The 17,732-nt window shown below is 59.8% G+C and carries 16 protein-coding genes and 3 pseudogenes; 10 read left to right on the plus strand and 9 right to left on the minus strand.

Going from position 1 to position 17,732, the window contains the following annotated elements:
- Positions 1–97: 97 nt before the first annotated feature.
- Together PMI32_RS26670 and PMI32_RS26665 are read right to left on the minus strand one after the other, a co-directional pair.
- The gene (locus tag PMI32_RS26670) at positions 98–730 is read right to left on the minus strand and encodes a response regulator (protein ID WP_017339266.1); all 633 of its coding nucleotides are present in this window, start codon (positions 728–730) and stop codon (positions 98–100) included.
- Positions 731–756: 26 nt separating this feature from the next.
- Positions 757–2,118, minus strand: a complete 1,362-nt coding sequence (locus PMI32_RS26665; protein ID WP_008024711.1) for a cache domain-containing protein — start codon at positions 2,116–2,118, stop codon at positions 757–759.
- Positions 2,119–2,562: 444 nt separating this feature from the next.
- Here PMI32_RS26665 and PMI32_RS26660 point away from each other — a divergent pair, with 444 nt between their 5' ends.
- Together PMI32_RS26660 and PMI32_RS26655 are read left to right on the plus strand one after the other, a co-directional pair.
- The gene (locus PMI32_RS26660; RefSeq protein WP_008024713.1) at positions 2,563–4,620 is read left to right on the plus strand and encodes a carbon starvation CstA family protein; all 2,058 of its coding nucleotides are present in this window, start codon (positions 2,563–2,565) and stop codon (positions 4,618–4,620) included.
- A gap of 14 nt (positions 4,621–4,634) precedes the next feature.
- On the plus strand, positions 4,635–4,832 hold the full coding sequence (locus PMI32_RS26655) for a YbdD/YjiX family protein (protein ID WP_007900300.1): 198 nt from the start codon (positions 4,635–4,637) through the stop codon (positions 4,830–4,832).
- A 136-nt stretch (positions 4,833–4,968) separates the two neighbouring features.
- On the opposite strand, the gene PMI32_RS26650 is transcribed toward PMI32_RS26655, so the two are convergent.
- The gene (locus PMI32_RS26650; RefSeq protein WP_238541013.1) at positions 4,969–5,196 is read right to left on the minus strand and encodes a hypothetical protein; all 228 of its coding nucleotides are present in this window, start codon (positions 5,194–5,196) and stop codon (positions 4,969–4,971) included.
- Between the two features lie 233 nt (positions 5,197–5,429).
- Between PMI32_RS26650 and PMI32_RS26645 the strand changes: the two genes are divergently transcribed.
- From PMI32_RS26645 to PMI32_RS30995, 3 genes and pseudogenes are all read left to right on the plus strand, one after another.
- The gene (locus PMI32_RS26645; RefSeq protein ID WP_008024720.1) at positions 5,430–6,161 is read left to right on the plus strand and encodes a CPBP family intramembrane glutamic endopeptidase; all 732 of its coding nucleotides are present in this window, start codon (positions 5,430–5,432) and stop codon (positions 6,159–6,161) included.
- 610 nt (positions 6,162–6,771) lie between these two features.
- Positions 6,772–7,794, plus strand: a pseudogene (locus tag PMI32_RS30990) (methyl-accepting chemotaxis protein); the annotation flags it as partial.
- Between the two features lie 102 nt (positions 7,795–7,896).
- The gene (locus PMI32_RS30995; RefSeq protein ID WP_411736698.1) at positions 7,897–8,652 is read left to right on the plus strand and encodes a methyl-accepting chemotaxis protein; all 756 of its coding nucleotides are present in this window, start codon (positions 7,897–7,899) and stop codon (positions 8,650–8,652) included.
- A 61-nt stretch (positions 8,653–8,713) separates the two neighbouring features.
- Here PMI32_RS30995 and chrA read toward each other — a convergent pair whose 3' ends face one another.
- From chrA to PMI32_RS26630, 3 genes and pseudogenes are all read right to left on the minus strand, one after another.
- Complete coding sequence (gene chrA, locus PMI32_RS26635; protein WP_008024725.1) at positions 8,714–10,072, minus strand: chromate efflux transporter; 1,359 nt, start codon at positions 10,070–10,072, stop codon at positions 8,714–8,716.
- Positions 10,065–10,199, minus strand: a pseudogene (locus tag PMI32_RS30540) (chromate resistance protein ChrB domain-containing protein); the annotation flags it as partial. The pseudogene PMI32_RS30540 and the gene chrA, both read right to left, overlap by 8 nt.
- A gap of 19 nt (positions 10,200–10,218) precedes the next feature.
- Positions 10,219–11,136, minus strand: coding sequence for a LysR family transcriptional regulator (locus PMI32_RS26630; protein WP_008024727.1), 918 nt, complete (start codon positions 11,134–11,136; stop codon positions 10,219–10,221).
- A gap of 278 nt (positions 11,137–11,414) precedes the next feature.
- Here PMI32_RS26630 and PMI32_RS26625 point away from each other — a divergent pair, with 278 nt between their 5' ends.
- Positions 11,415–12,179, plus strand: a complete 765-nt coding sequence (locus PMI32_RS26625; protein WP_008024728.1) for an SDR family NAD(P)-dependent oxidoreductase — start codon at positions 11,415–11,417, stop codon at positions 12,177–12,179.
- 45 nt (positions 12,180–12,224) lie between these two features.
- Here PMI32_RS26625 and PMI32_RS26620 read toward each other — a convergent pair whose 3' ends face one another.
- A complete protein-coding gene (locus PMI32_RS26620) occupies positions 12,225–13,127 on the minus strand; it encodes a helix-turn-helix domain-containing protein (RefSeq protein WP_008024731.1) in 903 nt (300 codons plus the stop codon).
- Between the two features lie 154 nt (positions 13,128–13,281).
- On the opposite strand from PMI32_RS26620, the gene PMI32_RS26615 reads away from it, so the two are divergent.
- The 3 genes and pseudogenes from PMI32_RS26615 to PMI32_RS26610 all read left to right on the plus strand — a co-directional run bounded on the left by PMI32_RS26615 (position 13,282) and on the right by PMI32_RS26610 (position 14,182).
- Positions 13,282–13,722 (plus strand): DoxX family protein, encoded by a 441-nt coding sequence (locus PMI32_RS26615; protein WP_008024732.1) that lies wholly within the window; start codon positions 13,282–13,284, stop codon positions 13,720–13,722.
- Positions 13,723–13,828: 106 nt separating this feature from the next.
- Positions 13,829–13,909 (plus strand): annotated as a pseudogene (locus PMI32_RS30215) (oxidoreductase); the annotation flags it as partial.
- Between the two features lie 15 nt (positions 13,910–13,924).
- A complete protein-coding gene (locus PMI32_RS26610) occupies positions 13,925–14,182 on the plus strand; it encodes an Atu4866 domain-containing protein (RefSeq protein WP_008024734.1) in 258 nt (85 codons plus the stop codon).
- A 42-nt stretch (positions 14,183–14,224) separates the two neighbouring features.
- Here PMI32_RS26610 and PMI32_RS26605 read toward each other — a convergent pair whose 3' ends face one another.
- Positions 14,225–15,136, minus strand: a complete 912-nt coding sequence (locus PMI32_RS26605) for a LysR family transcriptional regulator (protein ID WP_008024735.1) — start codon at positions 15,134–15,136, stop codon at positions 14,225–14,227.
- A 122-nt stretch (positions 15,137–15,258) separates the two neighbouring features.
- On the opposite strand from PMI32_RS26605, the gene PMI32_RS26600 reads away from it, so the two are divergent.
- A complete protein-coding gene (locus PMI32_RS26600) occupies positions 15,259–16,158 on the plus strand; it encodes a pirin family protein (protein ID WP_008024736.1) in 900 nt (299 codons plus the stop codon).
- 100 nt (positions 16,159–16,258) lie between these two features.
- On the opposite strand, the gene PMI32_RS26595 is transcribed toward PMI32_RS26600, so the two are convergent.
- A complete protein-coding gene (locus PMI32_RS26595) occupies positions 16,259–17,650 on the minus strand; it encodes an aldehyde dehydrogenase family protein (protein WP_008024739.1) in 1,392 nt (463 codons plus the stop codon).
- Between the last annotated feature and the right edge of the window lie 82 nt (positions 17,651–17,732).

Here is a 17,732-nt window from a genome sequence, read left to right on the forward strand (position 1 = left end):
ACGCCCCCCCCTGTAGGAGCCAGCTTGCTGGCGATGGCGATCTTGAGGACGCCATCGCCGGCAAGCCGGCTCCTACAGGGGGTAGTGTTCAGCTGGCTTATGGGGAAATGATCCCGTGGTCGATAGCGTACTTGACCAGCGCCGCCGGTTTGTCGATGTTGAGTTTGCGGCGGATGCTCAGGCGATGGGTTTCAACCGTGCGCACGCTGATGTCGAGGTCGCGGGCCATTTCCTTGTTGTTCATCCCCTGGGCCATTTTGTACAACACCTGGCTTTCACGCGGCGTCAGCTCATTGTCGGTACTTTTGTCAGCAATGAGCCGCTGGGCAATTTCCGCGCTGTAGAACGTGCCGCCGCTGGCAATGGCTTCGATGGCGGCGATGATTTCCCGTGACGGCGCGTTCTTCAGCACATAGCCGCTGGCACCCGAACGCACGGACTCGCTCACGTATTCATAATTGTCGTACATGCTCAGCACCAGCACTTTGAGCGACGGGTACTGGCTGCGCAGCAACCGGGTCAGCTCCAGCCCGTTCATGTCCTTGAGGCTGATGTCGACCAGCAACAGGTCAGGCTGGCAGCGTCCGACCATCTCGATGGCGTCCGCGCCATTCTCGGCTTCACCCACCACTTCCAGCGGGGCCATGACGGACAGCAGCGCCTTGATCCCGTCGCGAACCAGGGAGTGATCGTCGACCAGGGCGACGCGGATCGGGGAGGGCAGGTTAATCACGGGCATTCACTCTTGTTGTCTGATCAGCGTTTTGCGCCGGGCATTTTCATGGGCAGCAGCACGTCCAGCTCACTTCTTCCCGGCACCGAGATCAGCTCGAACCGGCCGCCAAAGTGCTCGACACGTTCACGGATATTACGCAGGCCGATGCCGGCATGGCCACGTTCGACCTGGGCGACGTTGAAGCCGATACCGTCATCGATCACCGTCAGCCGGATGGATTCTTCAGAACCGTGCAGGTTGATGGAAACGTTTTTTGCCTGTGCATGGCGTTCAATGTTGGTCAGGCCTTCCTGCACAATGCGAAACAACGAAACCGCCGCGCCATCGACCAGATGGCAGTCGAATTCGTTGTCGTTATAGGTCACGGTGAGGCCGCTGCGTTGCTCGAATTCCTCGGCAAGTTGACCGATGGCCGCCGACAGCCCCAGGGTGTCGAGCAAGGATGAGCGCAGGTCGTGGGAGAGGCTGCGCACCTCGCCAATCGCTTCGCCGAGACGTTCCGTGGCCTCTCTTAAAATACTCAAACCCTTGTCTTGTCCATTCTCCAGCACATGGCTGGCAAGTTCGAACTGGAACTTGATGGAGACGAGCACCTGACTGATGCCGTCGTGCAGTTCACGGGAAACCCGCGAGCGTTCTTCCTCCTGCAAACTGACGATTCGCTGGGTCAGGCGTTGCAGTTTTTTGTCGGCCAGACGGTGCTCGCTGACGTTCAGCGTCATGCCGCTGGCAAACACGAACAGCACCGCCACGAGCGCCACGGCGGCAATCGCCAGCATGGTTTTGCGGATGCCCTGGGCCACCTCGTCACGCGCCTGTTGGGTCGCGCGCTCGACGTCCTCAAGGTATATGCCGGTGCCGAGCATCCAGCCCCAGTGATCCAGCATCACCACGTAGGCGAGCTTGTCGGTGACCTGGCCGGAAGAGGGCTTGTTCCAGGCGTAGCGTTGAAAGCCTTCGCCCGATTGCGCACTTTTGAGCAATGCCTGAATCACCGGCAGGCCGTGCGGGTCCTTCATGTCCCACAGGTATTGGCCGACCAGTTCCGACTGCCGCGCGTGCATCAGGCTGCGACCTTCGCGGTCGTACACGAAGAAGTAGCCATTGATGCCAAAGCTGAGTTTGCGCAGTTCTTCCAGCACGCGTTGCTGGGCGTGTTCGTCACCGTGGCCGTCGTCGTACAGCGGCGCGATCAGGCTTTGCGCCATTTCCACGTAGTTTTTCAGTTCGGCGCGCTTGCTCGCCAGGATGCTGTCTTCGATCAGTTGCGCCTGTTGATCACCCACCTGGCGGTTCAGGGAAATCACCAGCCCGCAGATGACAGCGATCGCCAACACCAGCGGCAAAATCCCGAGCGCGACGATTTTGTGTTTGAGCTGCATCTGGGCTCCTGAGAACTTTGTAGGAGCGAGCTTGCTCGCGATGGTCGTTCACGAAAACGCGTGTTTGCCGGATACACGCGTTGTTCTTCAGACCATCGCGAGCAAGCTCGCTCCTACAAGGGCGGCGTTAGGCGAAGGCCGGCATCATATGCCAAAGATGCGCACGTCCAGTAGCGCTGCTGGACGGAATGACCGGACAACGCCGAATTGTAGGAGCCGGCTTGCTGGCGATGGCGGCGTGACTGATACACCGCGTCGCCTGGATCGCCAGCAAGCCGGCTCCTACAGGTTTTGCGCTTCTACGTAGAACTACGTAGAGAGCGCGTACGTAGTAACGCGGATTTATTTGTAGACGGCATGCGCGGATATTGGGCCAGCTCCGCACAGCGGACACAATTATAAAAATTACCGCCGCAGTCACAAACTGTCGGCAGGAGACACGCTATGCCCCGTCTGGCTAAACACCTCGCCTGGTTTGCCGTGGCTGTTCTGGGAGCGTTTGCGCTAAGTGTCGTGGCCCTGCGCCGCGGCGAAGCGATCAACGCCCTTTGGATCGTAGTCGCAGCCGTCGCCATCTACCTCGTCGCATACCGCTACTACAGCCTGTTCATCGCCAACAAGGTGATGCAACTGGACCCCAATCGAGCCACTCCCGCCGTACTCAATAACGATGGTCTGGACTACGTTCCGACCAACAAGCACGTACTCTTCGGTCACCACTTCGCAGCCATCGCCGGCGCAGGCCCGCTGGTCGGTCCGGTATTGGCGGCGCAGATGGGCTATCTGCCCGGCACACTTTGGCTGATCGCCGGTGTGGTGCTGGCCGGTGCGGTTCAGGACTTCATGGTCCTGTTCATGTCCACCCGCCGCAACGGTCGCTCCCTGGGCGATATGGTCCGCGAAGAAATGGGCCGCATCCCCGGCACCATCGCGCTGTTCGGCTGCTTCCTGATCATGATCATCATCCTCGCGGTGCTGGCGCTGATCGTGGTCAAAGCCCTGGCCGAAAGCCCGTGGGGCATGTTCACCGTGATGGCGACCATCCCGATCGCGATGTTCATGGGCATCTACATGCGCTACATCCGTCCGGGCCGCATCGGTGAAATCTCGATCATCGGCGTGTTCCTGCTGCTGGGCTCGATCTGGCTGGGCGGGCAGATTGCCGCTGACCCAGTGTGGGCCAAGGCGTTCACCTTCACCGGCATTCAAATCACCTGGATGCTGATTGGCTACGGTTTCGTTGCCGCGGTACTGCCGGTGTGGCTGATACTGGCACCGCGTGACTACCTCTCCACGTTCCTGAAAATCGGCACCATTGTGGCATTGGCGATCGGCATTCTGATCACCATGCCCGAGCTGAGAATGCCGGCACTGACCCAGTTCATCGATGGCACCGGTCCGGTGTGGAAGGGCGGTATGTTCCCGTTCCTGTTCATCACCATTGCCTGTGGCGCGGTATCGGGTTTCCACTCGCTGATCGCTTCCGGCACCACGCCGAAGCTGCTCGCCAGTGAAGGTCATGCCCGCTACATCGGTTACGGCGGCATGCTGATGGAATCCTTCGTCGCCATCATGGCCATGGTTGCGGCATCGGTGATCGATCCGGGCGTGTACTTCGCCATGAACAGCCCAGCGGCGATTGTCGGCGCGGATGCTGTTTCGGTTGCGCAGACTGTCAGCAGCTGGGGCTTTGCCATTACCCCGGAAGCGCTGCAAGCGGTGGCCAAGGACATCGGTGAAACCACCATCCTGGCCCGTGCCGGCGGTGCACCGACCCTGGCGGTCGGTATCGCGCAGATCCTGCACCACGTCCTGCCGGGTGAAAACACCATGGCGTTCTGGTACCACTTTGCGATCCTGTTTGAAGCGCTGTTCATCCTGACCGCAGTCGATGCCGGTACCCGTGCCGGTCGCTTCATGCTCCAGGATTTGCTCGGTTCCTTCGTGCCGGCACTGAAACGCACCGAATCGTGGACCGCCAACCTGATCGCCACCGCCGGTTGTGTGGCGATGTGGGGTTACTTGCTCTACCAAGGCGTGATCGATCCACTGGGTGGCATCAACACCTTGTGGCCGCTGTTCGGTATCTCCAACCAGATGCTGGCCGGTATCGCGCTGATGTTGGCGACGGTTGTGCTGATCAAAATGAAGCGCCAGCGTTACGTCTGGGTGACCATGCTGCCAGCGGTATGGCTGCTGATCTGCACCACCACCGCCGGTTTCATCAAGCTGTTCGACGCCAACCCGGCCATCGGCTTCCTCGCGCTGGCCAAGAAGTACAGCGATGCCTTGGCCAACGGTCAGGTACTCGCGCCGGCCAAGAGCATCGAGCAGATGCAGCACGTGATCTACAACGCCTACACCAACGCGACGTTGACCGCGCTGTTCCTGTTGGTGGTGTTCAGCATCCTGTTCTTTGCCCTCAAGGTCGGCATTGCCGCGTGGGGAACCAAGGAGCGCACGGATAAAGAAGCGCCATTCCAGGCCCTGCCGAATGCGTGATCGAGGAGTGCAGCATGTTCAATGACCTGAGTCGCCTCGGTAAATACCTCGGTCAGGCCGCGCGCCTGATGGTCGGCATGCCCGACTACGATACTTACGTCGAGCATATGCAGACCAAACATCCGGACAAACCGGTGATGAGTTACGAGGTGTTCTTCCGGGAACGCCAGGAAGCGCGTTACGGAAGCAAGGCCGGGCCAAAGTGCTGTTGACCCGGTTGTCGGTTTAACAGCAATCCCTGTGGGAGCTAGCCTGCTGGCGATGGCGGCTGAACATTCAACATCACTGTTGATTGACAGTCCGCCATCGCCAGCAGGCTAGCTCCCACATTGTTTTGCGCAGTAATTTTCAGGGTTTACGTTCGATGAGGGTTCGCCCCGGTTCATTGCGGCATACAAGCTTGTCCCGATAGTTGTCACACAGCGATTTCAGCACATCACTCGCGCAAGCCCCGCTGATCTGCCGATCAATCGCAAAACCCGCCACGTCCCCCTTCAGTTGAATATCCACCCCCGACACCGTCTCCAATCGCTGCTTGATCGGTGCTTCTGCTGTTTGCACGGCCTCGCGGAACATTGAACTGTGCAAATGGCCGCACGTCCAAGCCATTAAGCCGGTTTGAGCATTTCAATGTTTCTGGAGGCGGGTGATGTCGAGGCGGGCGCTGATTCGGTTTTTTGCGGTTTATCTGTCCGCTTTCCTGGTGTTCGGATTGGGCGTGGCCGCGGCGTCTCCCTGGATTGCCACTCACATTTTCCTGAAGTGGATGCTATAACCCGGCACTCGCCTCGACGCCAACGGACAGACACATGATTGAAGAGGGACTTTCGCTACTGATCGATTACGGCACTTATCTGCTGCCCGGTTTTAGCCTCTGTGCTCTCTGGTTCTGGCTGACGCCGAAGACGCAACCCGGTTTGCGCATTGCGATCCTGCTGCTGACCTTCGTCCTGATGCGCGATGTGATGACACCGCTGCGTTTATGGTCCCTGAGTGGCGATGTGCAGATCGGCTTTGTTGCGAATCCGTTTGTCCTGGCCGTGCTGGGTGCGCTGTCGCTGGCGATCGTGGCCGTGCTGGCAAGGATCGCCCCGCAGCTTTGGCAACTCGTCATCTGGAGGAAAGGCAATCTGGCCGCAGGGCTTGCGCTGGGTGTTGCGGCCGGGTGTGCGATCGGCGTTCCGCTGCAGCTCTATCAAGGCATCGGTGTAGGCGAAGTAGCCGGTTACTGGCCCTGGTTGATGGGCATGGTCGTGCTGGCCTACGGCGGGAATGCGTTGGAGGAAGTGCTGTTTCGCGGGTTCCTGCAAGGTCACCTCGAACACCACACCTCTGCGATACGAGCCGCCTTGATCAGCGCTGTCGCGTTCTCGGCCTGCCATTCGTTTCTGGCACTGAGCGTCACCCGGATTGGCTGGCCGATTCTACTGTTCACGTTGCTGGAGGGGCTGGTCTGTGCTTTCGTCCGCATGCGCTACGGCGTGATCGCCGCCACCGCTGCACACGGGACGGCGATATTACTCATCGCCGTTCCCATGTGATTGATCAGCATTGGGGGCTGCTCAGGGTTTGCAGATCTCGACTCGGTGCTCAAGCGATTAGCAGCCAGATCGCGCATGTGGAGGCCGCTCAGGTAGTGATTCAAGTAGAGATAGTCTGTCGCAAAATTTTACACAGGGGCCCTATGTCTGCCGCGAGGAGGTTCCAGTTTTCTTATTAAGTAATTGTAATTTAAGGTGTTTATGTCTTTGGCGTGAAAAGTGCTGGTGATTGATGTCAGGGGGCCAGTACTGCTTGCTGAGCTGACCCGATCCACGTTGCCGTCGGGTTCCGCCGTCAATGCGCGCATCGTCGGACCTCAACCAGTATCTCCGCACAAGGACTGCTTCAATGCCTCTTGACCGACTTTCCATCCAGTGGAAGATCACCCTGCTGACCGGCCTCTGTCTGCTGGCTATCGTTGCCATGCTCATCGGCATCTCGCTCTACCGCATGGGGGCCGGGACCACGCTGGTCAAGGCGAGCAGTGCGCAGATGCTCGAAGCATCGGCCCGCGAACGCATGCAAGGGGAGGGCAAGGTTCAGGCGTTGACCATCCAGCGTTACTTCATGTCGGCCTATCAGGATGGTCTGAACTTATCCCGCGAAGTAATGCGCCAGCGTCGCCAGGCGCAGAAACTGAATCTGGACGGTCAGGCCCTGCGTGATTCGCTCAACCAGCAGATCAAAGAGGCGTTGCAGGCCAACCCGCAACTGCTCAGCCTCTACCTGGTTTTCGAACCGGATGCGCTGGGCGGCGACGATTCCGCCTTTGCCGGCCGTGCCGAAACGGGCAGTAACGAACAAGGCCGCTTTGCCACTTACTGGGCACAGCGCGGCGCTAGCCTGAACACCCTGGCGGTGACCGAAGACATGATCAGCGACGCCACGCCCATGCTCGACGGCAGCCCTTTCAATACCTGGTTCAACTGCCCCAAGCAAAGCCTTGAGCCCTGCTTGTTGAATCCCTACTTCGATGACGCCTCGGGGCAGAAGACGCTGATCACCACCTTGACCTTTCCGGTGATCGAGAACGGTCGCATGATCGCGGTGGTCGGCATGGACATCAGCCTGAGCAATCTTCAGCAGTTGGCGACGGCGGGCAGTCGGGGCCTTTATCAGGGGCAGGGCGCCATCAGTATCCTCAGCCCGGCCGGCTTGCTGGCCGGTCACAGTGTGGACGCCGGCCTGCTCGGCCAGAACCTGTCCAAGGCCTACCCGGGCGAAGCGGCCGAGCTGCTGGACTTGCAACGCCAGGGGCAAGGACATGAACAGCAGACGAACGACCATTTGCAGGTGCTGGCACCGCTGCAACCCATTCCAGATGCCAAGCCCTGGGCCGTGTTGCTGGACGTACCCATGACGACCCTGCTGGCGCCGGCCATGGCCTTGCAGAACGATCTGGACGTGCGCAACACCCAGGGAACCTGGCTGGAGCTGCTGCTCGGGATAGCCGCCGCCATCGCCGGTCTGCTCCTGGTGTGGCTGACCGCGCGCGGCGTGACCCGACCGATCCTTGGGGTCGCCAGCATGCTCAAGGACATCGCCAGCGGTGAAGGCGACCTGACCCGTCGCCTCGACTACTCGCGCAAGGACGAGTTGGGCGAACTGGCCGGCTGGTTCAACCGCTTCCTCGACAAGCTGCAACCGGTGATTGCCGACGTGAAACGCTCGGTGCAGGACGCCCGCAGCACCGCCGATCAGTCTGCGGCGATCGCCAGCCAGACCAGCTCCGGCATGCAGCAGCAATATCGCGAAGTGGACCAGGTGGCCACGGCCTCCAACGAGATGAGCGCCACCGCCCAGGATGTCGCCCGCAGCGCGGCGCAGGCCGCTGAAGCGGCGCGTGGTGCCGATCTCGCCACCCGCGAGGGCCTCGGCATCATCGGCCACACCACCAGCGCCATCGATGCCCTGGCTCGCGACATGAGCAGTGCCATGGCGCAGGTCGAAGGCCTGGCGGCCAACAGTGAACAGATTGGGTTGGTGCTGGAGGTGATCCGCAGCATCGCCGAGCAGACCAACTTGCTCGCCCTCAATGCCGCCATCGAAGCTGCGCGTGCCGGTGAAGCCGGGCGCGGCTTTGCGGTGGTTGCCGACGAGGTGCGCAACCTGGCCAAGAGGACCCAGGACTCGGTGGAGGAAATCCGTCAGGTCATCGAAGGTTTGCAGAAGGGGACCCGCGAGGTCGCCAGTTCAATGAACAGCAGCTACCAGCAAGCACAGGGCAGCGTCGTACACGTCGAACAGGCGGTCGCCGCCTTGCGTCGAATCGGCGAATCGGTATCGGTCATCTCCGACATGAACCTGCAGATTGCCAGCGCCGCCGAGGAGCAGAGCGCCGTGGCCGAAGAGATCAATACCAACGTGGCGACCATCCGCGATGTCACCGAATCCCTTTCGGGGCAGGCCGAGGAATCGGCCCAGGTGAGCCAGGCGCTGAACCGCCTGGCCAACCATCAGCAGGGGCTGATGCAGCAATTTCGGGTTTAGTCTGTTCAGGGCGTGGGTGAAGGCCATTTATGCGATTCACCCTCGCATTCCTTGCACCAGGCTAACGCAACAGATGCACGGTCAAACCGACGAGCGCGCAGGCCATCAACACCTGAATGACACCCCGCTTGAAGCGGAACAAGGCAACCGCCGCGGCGATCGCGATCAGCGCGGAGGGCCAGTCCAGGTTGCCGCTGAAGCCTGTTGGCCAAAGCACGTGATAGCCGAAGAAACACGCCAGATTGAGGATCACTCCAACCACGGCGGCTGTTATGGCGGTAAGCGGTGCCGTGAACTTGAGTTCGTTGTGGGTCGACTCCACCAGCGGGCCACCCGCGAGGATGAACAGGAACGAGGGCAGGAAGGTGAACCAGGTCACCAGCGAGGCCGCCACGGCACCGGCCAGAAACACCTGATCGGCTCCGAACACTTGCGAGACATAGGCGCCGACAAAGCCGACGAAGGCCACGACCATGATCAGCGGCCCCGGCGTGGTTTCCCCCAGTGCCAGCCCGTCGATCATCTGTGTCGGGGTCAGCCAGCCATAGTGTCCGACCGCGCCCTGGTAGACATACGGAAGCACGGCATACGCACCGCCAAAGGTCAGCAACGCGGCTTTGGTAAAGAACCAGCTCATTTGAGTCAAGGTGCCTTCCCAGCCGAAGAGGAGGGTCAAGATGCCCATCGGCAATGCCCAGAGCGCGGCGCCGATAAATGCGAGCGACGCCAGTTTCAGCCAGTTAAAGCGGGCATGCTCAGGGGAGGGGGTGTCGTCATCGATCAAGGCTGGCCCGAAGGATTTTTTGGCGGAACCATGGCCCCCGGTCCTGAACTTCTCGGGCGCCAGACGCCCTCCGACATAGCCGATCAAAGCGGCGCTCAGCACGATCAGCGGGAATGGAACGTTGAATGCGAAGATCGCGGTAAATGACGCCGCCGCTATCGCCCACAGCCAATTGTTCTTCAGTGCCCGAGAGCCGATCCTGTGTGCCGCTTGCACCACGATGGCCGTCACGGCGGGCTTTATCCCATAGAAGAGCCCGGCCACCACGGGTATTTCGCCGAACGCGATGTACATCCACGACAACGCAATCAGGATGAACAGCGAGGGCAACACAAACAGTGCACCTGCAATGACTCCTCCCCATGTCCGATGCATCAGCCAGCCAATGTAGGTCGCCAACTGCTGAGCCTCAGGCCCGGGCAGCAACATGCAGTAGTTGAGGGCATGCAAAAATCTCCGTTCCGAAATCCAGCGCCGCCGTTCTACCAACTCCTGGTGCATGATCGAGATCTGTCCTGCCGGCCCGCCAAAACTGATGAAGCCGAGCTTTAGCCAGAACCAGAACGCCTCACGCAAACCGACCGGCTGGGGCCTCGACAGATTCTCGTCAACGTCCAATGTGGAAACCTTACTCATCGGGTTGTTCCTCTTTCACAAATTCGTCGAGCAGGCCGTCGAAGATGGCGCTTGCCGCAGCGAGCAAGTAGTCGTCATGGGAAATGGTTTCACGCAGCCCTGCCAGCACCCGTTCGAGAGCTGATGCAGGCAGGGCGAAATCGTCCTCAAGCGGCGCTATCCAGCACCGAGCCTTGTTGTACGAACCGGTCGATCAACCACCTTGCCGCAGGGCCCGGTGGCAGATCCGTACGGTAGATGACGTCGAAGGTATATTGGCCGCTTTTGTATTCCGGTATGTTCAATTGCACGAGCCGGCCGCTCTCCAGATCTTCCTGGACCATCGGCAACGGCATGTTCCCCCAACCGATGCCTTCACGCAGCAGCATGTGCTTGGCACCCAGGTCCGCCAGGCGCCAGGTGCGGTTACTGAGCACGGCGAAATCCTTGCCTTTGGTCAGAAGCGAGCGATCGGACAGCACCAGTTGCGTGAACTCTCGCCCGGCACCGGGCACATTCGAGTCGCTTGAAGCCAGTGGATGATTCGGGGCTGCCACCGGAATCAACTCCACGCTGCCGACGCCAATTCTTTCGATACCGTCGATGCCTTCGTTCATCGGCCCACTGACGCCGACGATTGCACCACGGTTGATCACCAGTTCCGTGACGGCGCCGAGCGCTTCCATATGCAAGTGCAGGGCAACCGTAGGAAATTCTTCGCGAAAGGATTTGAGTGCGTCGACCACGCGCTCCGGGGGAAGCATCACATCGAGCACCACGTGGACTTCGGCTTCAAGCCCCTGAAGCAGCCCTTTCACTTTGGCGCGTAAACCGTGAATGCCATTGGCGATGGTCCGGGCTTCGGCCAGAACGGTGCGGCCGGCGTCGGTGAGCTGCGGCTTGCGTGTCGTCTGACGGTCGAACAGCGACACGCCGAGCTGCATTTCCAGGTTGGCAATCGAGTAGCTGATGACCGAAGTGGCTCGATGCAGCTTTCTGGCAGCCGCTGCAAAACTGCCAACTTCAACGACCGTCAGGAACACGCGCAGTTGATCCAGTGTCGGTGTTCCGGGATCAGAAATCATGCCTGTTTCCTCGAACGTAATGGCCAATATTATCCCGGTATTGCTAACCGTTTCATCAGCCTGAATTGCCTGTCCGGCTTGCGGTTTCAACCCGACCCTCAGGGAAACTGAAACGCCAGACAGATAAGCGCAAAGCCCCGACAGGGTGAGCAAGGCTCCTAAAGAGTGGCGGGTCGCAATCGGCGACAGTTGAGTCGTCGATTGCGACACCCCCATACGTTCAGGCGTATGCGCAGCGGCTGGAATTACTCAGCTGCGCTCTTAACAGGAGAAACAAGATGACTGATTTCATTCCTACCCCCAACGAGATCGCCGGCAAAGTCGTGATTGTGACGGGCGCCGCCAGCGGTATCGGCCGTGCCATCGCCGAGCTGTTTCATGCCCGTGGCGCCAAGATCATAGCCGAAGACATCAACCCTGAAGTGAATGCTCTTGAGCGCCCGGGGCTGGTGCCTTTGGTGGCGGATATCACGGTCGATGGCTCGGCTGAACAGGCTGTTGCACTGGCCGTTCAACACTTCGGCAAGCTCGATGTGCTGGTCAATAATGCGGGACGGATCATCTACAAGCCTCTGGTCGAGATGACCCGCGAGGACTGGAGCTGGCAGATGGAGACAAACGTGACGGGTGCATTTCTCCATTCCCGCGAAGCGGCGAAAGAAATGATGAAGAAAAAGTCAGGCGCTATCGTCAACATTGCCTCCTATGCCTCTTACTTTGCCTTCCCCGGTATCGCGGCCTACACCGCGTCGAAAGGGGCACTGGCGCAGTTGACCCGGACCCAGGCGCTGGAGGCGATAGAACACGGAATCCGGGTCAACGCGATTGGCGTGGGTGACGTGGTCACCAATCTGCTCAATCACTTCATGGAAGACGGCCCGGGCTTCCTGCAAGAGCACGGGAAATCCGCCCCCATTGGCCGTGCCGCTTCCCCCGGGGAGATCGCCGAAATCGTGGCATTCCTGGCCTCCGAGCGCGCCAGTTTCATTGTCGGCTCGGTGGTCATGGCCGATGGCGGCATGAGCATTCCCGTGGGCGGTTGATGGGGCGGTTGTACCTGCGGCACGGTGCACGCCGTGCCGCGTTTTTCATTTGCGGTAGTGGCTGGGCAGGACGCCGACTTCCCGTTTGAACGCTTGAGAGAAATGGCTGGCGCTGCTGTACCCGACTTCCAGTCCGGCATCGATGATGCTCATGTCGGTTTCAATCAGCAGCTGCCTGGCTTTGGTCATTCTCAACCTGATGAAGTAGCGCGAGGGTGAAAGCCCCGTGGCGCGTTTGAACAGGCGACTGAAGTGGTACTCGCTCATGCCGGCTTCGTCGGCCAGGTCACCCAGACAAAACGCCTCACTCAATGACCTCTCCATCGCGTTCAGCACACGCTTGAGCTTGAAGGCCGGCAGGGCGTTGCGCTGCACGATGTTGTCCGCTTGCGTATCAAGGTACCGGCGCGCCAGATGCACCGCGATGCACTGGGCGATGCCTTGCATCAGCAGGGGGCTGGATTCTCCCTGGGTAGTCAGTTCAACTCTGAATTGTTCGAACAGCACTGACAGCGCTTCATCTCGACCGCCGGATATTTCCCGCAGGCAAATCGCACCGGTGACCTCTTTGTGGGTTTCCTGGATTGCACGTTCAAGCAATGGCAGACCGAGGTAAATGTGCATCACCACGAAGGGCTCCGCACTGTTCACGTGCCAGCGCATTTCGTAGGGCACAGCACTGGTGGTCAGGAAAAAATCACCCTTTGTCACCTCACTCGCCAGCCACTCTTTGCCGGGCTCCCGTTCTTCAATGGTGGCGCTCCCGCACAGCACCCAGACAATCAGCGGTTCAGCCACGGCGGGAACGACAAAGCTCTGTTCGATCCTTTCCCGGGTAAAGATCTGCACCAGCACATCGTTGGAAAAAACATCCTCGGAGGCGGCCAGACGCTGACCGCGAATGTGCGATTCCAGGCCTGTTGCAGAGGTTCGCTCAACGATTTGCACGATTGAACTCCCTGTTGATGGGGTGAATTACTTGCCTATTTATTCGAATCTAATGATCTAAATTAGTCGGCTATTCAGAGGAGAGGGCAAGACGCAAAATTTCTTCACAGCAGCGATTCATGGCGAGTCGCACAAACTTTGAAGGAAATACCTCATGACTACTTCTGCAAACATCGCTCATTCCACCGGCTCTGAACAGAGCCGCCGCGACGTGACCCAAGCCTCGGCTTCGTTGATCGGTCGCGTACTGCTCAGCGCAATCTTCATTCTCTCCGGTTTTTCGAAACTGGCCGCTCCCGCGATGATGGTCGGCTACATCAGCTCCGTGGGTCTTCCGCTTCCGGAACTGGCGCTGGCGTTGGCGATCATTGTCGAAGTCGGTGGTGGCCTGGCACTGATCGCCGGTTACCGCACTCGCACCGTTGCCGCTGTACTGGCCGTGTTCAGCGTATTTACCGCACTGGCTTTCCATAACGCACTGGGCGATCAAAACCAGTTCATCCACTTCTTCAAGAACATCGCGATGGCCGGTGGCCTGTTGCAGGTCGTGGCCTTCGGTGCCGGTCGCTTCAGCCTCGACGCTCGCCGTCGTTGAACCGGTAAGTCGCAGCCCGTTATCCCGACAGGATCAGGCAAGTTGTCAGAAGGATCTGACTAACTGGCTGCCCACCGTTATCCCTAATCTGGACTGGCAGCGAGACGCTATCGCTTACGCCATCGAACAGCCTGCCTATGTGGACGTCAGTGAGCTGATTGTCCGCCCGACCGCCAGCGCGTTCTGAACAGAGGAGTTGAACATGACGGTAAAAAAATCCGCTGATCAGGACAAGTATGTCGGTATGTGGGTCACGGCAGACGGGCTCATCCGCCATGAGCTCTTGCCGGGTGGCCGGTACGATGAAGCCCGGGGCCGGAAGGCGAGTGCCTACCAGGGGCGGTATTGGCTGGAAGGTGACCACATCGAGTATGTCGATGACACCGGGTTCACGGCTGATGGCGAGTTCCGCGACGGGATTCTGTACCACGCGGGCATGATTCTTTATCGCGAGGTGTAGAGGCCTGGCACCGCCGTGACGGGTTGCCCGCAATGGGGGCCGTTACTGATGCACAAGCGAAGAGTCGGCCGCATTCATCTTCCGGATGACCAACTCGATGAACGCTGATACCGCCAGCGGCAACTGTCGGCGGCTCGGATACAACACGTTCAGGCCGTAACCGTTGGGCTGGTATTGAGGCAGCACCGGGACCAGTGCGCCGGCCTCCACTTCAAGCTTGGCCATCACCGGCGGCAGCAGCGCGATGCCGAGGCCCGCGATGGCGGCCTTGCGCAGTGCCTGGGCGGTATTGCCGCTGAAGCGTCCGGTCACTTGCACTTCTTCCTCACCGTTCGGGCCGACCAAGCGCCAAGTGGCATGGCCGCCTGGATGCGCCGAGATCACACAATCGTGGTTTATCAGGTCTTGCAGCGTGCGGGGTGCCCCCCGCGCCGCGAGGTAGGCGGGGCTGGCGACCATCCCGACGCTGCGCGGGTCAAGGATCTGACGACCGACATAGCCTGAATCGCGCAAGGGGCCGCCGCGAAAGGCGACGTCGATCTGCTCGGCGATCAAGTCGGCCTTCGCGTCGCTGAGCACGAAGTCGAGTCGCACGCGCGGATGCGCGGTCAGAAACTCCGTCACCCATTGCATCTGAAAAAAGTCGAAAAAGTCGGCCGGGGCCGCCACGCGCACCCGACCACTGGGTTCGTGACTGCCCGTCATCAACGCCTGTCCCGCTTCGAGCAGGCCCTCGACGGCGCCCACGCAACGCTCATGAAAGCCAAGGCCGGCACTGGTGAGCGTGAGCTTGCGAGTGGAGCGCTGCATCAGCCGAGTGCCGAGCTGCGTTTCGAGCTGCTGGATGCGCCGACTCACGGTATTGGGGGGCATGCCCAGCTGTCGCGCGGCTTCTGCAAAGCTGCCGCAACGTACTACCTGCACAAACATGGCGATGTCATTGAGGTCGAGCATGGCGAGTCATTCCTGATGCTGGTGGACGAGTGCAATCCAATTGTACCGGCTTATCAAGTAATCGTTCCGGGCCTATTGTCTGGAGCATCGGGCCGAAAGGCTGCCAACTTCGAGTCATCAAGATGTCCTTCAAGCAACAGCCTCAGTTCGCTACACAAGAAACCGTTACCCAGCGGGCCATCCGCTACCGCACCACCGGCAATGGGCATGGCGCGATTGTCCGGTTGATGAGCCCCTCAGACCTCGGCCAACTGCTCAAGCCTTTTGTGTTCCTTGACCTGTTTGAAGGCGAGAGCTCGTTCATCAACGGCATGCAGATGCATCCGCATTCGGGCATCGCCACGGTCACAGTCATTACCGAAGGGAATTTGCGTTTTGAGGAGGCGGATTCGGGTTCGGGGATGATTGACTATGGCGGTGTCGAATGGATGCGCGCGGGTGGCGGGGTCTGGCATGGCAAGGAAATGTCGGTAGGTACATCGAAGCGCATTCAGGGTTTTCAACTGTGGGTCGCACTCCCGCCGGCGCTGGAAAACGCCAGTGTCGATAGCCAATACCTGGAGTCAGGCGTAATGCCAGAAGTGGGACCGGCGCGTGTGATTCTAGGTGCATACCAGGGTGTCCAAAGCCCGGTTCGCGCTCCCGCCGGCATGAACTACCTGCTGGTCACGCTACCTGTCGGAGAATCCTGGAGTTATGTGCCGCCCACGGGTCATGAGTCGTTGTGGTTGAGTGTCAGTCGCGGATCGCTTTGCGCTCCGGAGATGGTCATGGCGGGAGAAATGGTCGTCTTCGAACCCGGTAGCGGCACCGTTACGCTCAAGGCCATGCACAAGGATACGGTCTTCGTGATCGGCTCCGCGCAGCCACATCCTTATGATCTCGCGCTGGGAAGTTATTCGGTGCATACCAACCCGCAAGCCTTGCGGGCGGGGGAGGCGAAAATTGCCGAGATCGGTGCACGGCTGCGTGAATACCTGAAAAAGCCGAACGGGTCAGCCAGCGTGCCCGTTTTCAAGTAACCCGGCTTTCAGGTGATTAAACGAGTATTGCCTGACCGCTCGTGCAGGGCGAGCGGGGGCAATGAACAACCTGTATCAGTTCAAGCGAATATCCCTGCACTTAGTGACGATCCAGCCACACCGTCTGCGCGTTGCAGAATTCCCGCACGCCGAAGTGTGAAAGCTCGCGACCAAAACCGCTCTTCTTCACGCCGCCGAAGGTGACGCGCGGATCGGAGGCGCAGTAACCGTTGATGAACACGCCACCGGTTTCCAGTTCGCCGGCCATCTGTTGGGCACGTTCTACGTTGCCGGTGTAGATAGTCGCAGCGAGGCCGAATTCACTGTCATTTGCCAGTTCCAGCGCGTGGGCGGCATCGCGTGCGGTGATGATCGACGCGACCGGGCCAAACAGTTCCTGCTTGAACGAGGTCATCTGGTCGGTGACATCAGCGAAAACCGTTGGCTCGTAGAAGTTGCCGGGGCCTTCTGCTTTCTTGCCACCCAGCAACAATGTCGCGCCTTCTTCCAGGGTATCGCGCACTTGTTGATCCAGTTCATCACGCAGATCAAAGCGGGCCATCGGGCCGACGTACGTGGTGGCGGCGAGTGGATCACCGACTACCAGTTTGCGCGTGGCTTCGACGAACTTGCGTGTGAACTCCTCGACGATGCCTTGCTCGACAATCAGGCGTTTGGCCGCTGCGCAGACTTGCCCGGTGTTTTGATAACGGCCAATGACGGCGGCTTTCACCGCATCGTCGAGGTCGGCATCGTTGAGCACGATAAAAGGGTCGGAACCACCGAGCTCCAATACACATTTTTTCAACGCTGCACCGGCCTGCGCGCCGATGGCCATGCCGGCCCGCACGCTGCCGGTGAGGGTCACCGCTGCAATGCGTGAATCTTTGATCGCCGTGGAAACGCCGTCCGGCGTGACGTTGATGACTTCGAAAACCCCTTCAGGGAATTCGGCTTGCTTGAAGGCATCCAGCAACAGGTAGGCGCTGCCCATCACGTTTGGTGCGTGTTTGAGCACGTAGGTGTTGCCGGCGAGCAGTACCGGAACGGCGCCACGTAGTACCTGCCAGATCGGGAAGTTCCACGGCATCACCGCGAGAATCGGGCCGAGCGGGCGGTATTCAATGCGCGCTTTCCCGCCCTCAACCAGTGTCGGTTCAGCGTTGAGCATGGCCGGGCCGTGCTCGGCGTACCATTCGCAGAGCTGCGCACACTTTTCGATTTCGCCACGGGCCTGACTGATCGGCTTTCCCATCTCCAGGGTGATCATGGTTGCCATCGCTTCTGCGTTGTTGCGCAAGACGCTGGCCAGGGCGATCAGCCGTTGCGCGCGTTGCGCCACCGGTGTGCCGCGCCAGACACGAAACCCGGCCGCAGCGCGTGACAGTGCGGATTGCAGCGCCGCATCGGATTCAAAAGGGTAGTGGCCGATCTGCTCGCCGTTGGCGGGGTTGATCGAAATGGCATGGGTGAGGCTGGAAACATTGGTCATGGCACCGTCCTGCGGGGTGGGGATGGGTTCAGACTACGGTGGCATTTGTTTTCTGGAAACTGAATAATACTGATCGTACCGT

It is taken from the genome of Pseudomonas sp. GM60 (assembly GCF_000282415.1).
In the GTDB taxonomy this organism is placed as follows: domain Bacteria; phylum Pseudomonadota; class Gammaproteobacteria; order Pseudomonadales; family Pseudomonadaceae; genus Aquipseudomonas; species Aquipseudomonas migulae.

Bases quoted from the DNA above. Each gene is read 5' to 3' on its own strand.
- PMI32_RS26615 (WP_008024732.1), top strand. From the start codon at position 13,282: ATGACTACTTCTGCAAACATCGCTCATTCCACCGGCTCTGAACAGAGC.
- PMI32_RS26645 (WP_008024720.1), top strand. From the start codon at position 5,430: ATGATTGAAGAGGGACTTTCGCTACTGATCGATTACGGCACTTATCTG.
- PMI32_RS26600 (WP_008024736.1), top strand. From the start codon at position 15,259: ATGTCCTTCAAGCAACAGCCTCAGTTCGCTACACAAGAAACCGTTACC.
- PMI32_RS30995 (WP_411736698.1), top strand. From the start codon at position 7,897: ATGCAGCAGCAATATCGCGAAGTGGACCAGGTGGCCACGGCCTCCAAC.
- PMI32_RS26660 (WP_008024713.1), top strand. From the start codon at position 2,563: ATGCCCCGTCTGGCTAAACACCTCGCCTGGTTTGCCGTGGCTGTTCTG.
- chrA (WP_008024725.1), bottom strand. From the start codon at position 10,072: ATGAGTAAGGTTTCCACATTGGACGTTGACGAGAATCTGTCGAGGCCC.
- PMI32_RS26630 (WP_008024727.1), bottom strand. From the start codon at position 11,136: ATGATTTCTGATCCCGGAACACCGACACTGGATCAACTGCGCGTGTTC.
- PMI32_RS26650 (WP_238541013.1), bottom strand. From the start codon at position 5,196: ATGTTCCGCGAGGCCGTGCAAACAGCAGAAGCACCGATCAAGCAGCGA.
- PMI32_RS26610 (WP_008024734.1), top strand. From the start codon at position 13,925: ATGACGGTAAAAAAATCCGCTGATCAGGACAAGTATGTCGGTATGTGG.
- PMI32_RS26665 (WP_008024711.1), bottom strand. From the start codon at position 2,118: ATGCAGCTCAAACACAAAATCGTCGCGCTCGGGATTTTGCCGCTGGTG.
- PMI32_RS26655 (WP_007900300.1), top strand. From the start codon at position 4,635: ATGTTCAATGACCTGAGTCGCCTCGGTAAATACCTCGGTCAGGCCGCG.
- PMI32_RS26595 (WP_008024739.1), bottom strand. From the start codon at position 17,650: ATGACCAATGTTTCCAGCCTCACCCATGCCATTTCGATCAACCCCGCC.
- PMI32_RS26625 (WP_008024728.1), top strand. From the start codon at position 11,415: ATGACTGATTTCATTCCTACCCCCAACGAGATCGCCGGCAAAGTCGTG.
- PMI32_RS26605 (WP_008024735.1), bottom strand. From the start codon at position 15,136: ATGCTCGACCTCAATGACATCGCCATGTTTGTGCAGGTAGTACGTTGC.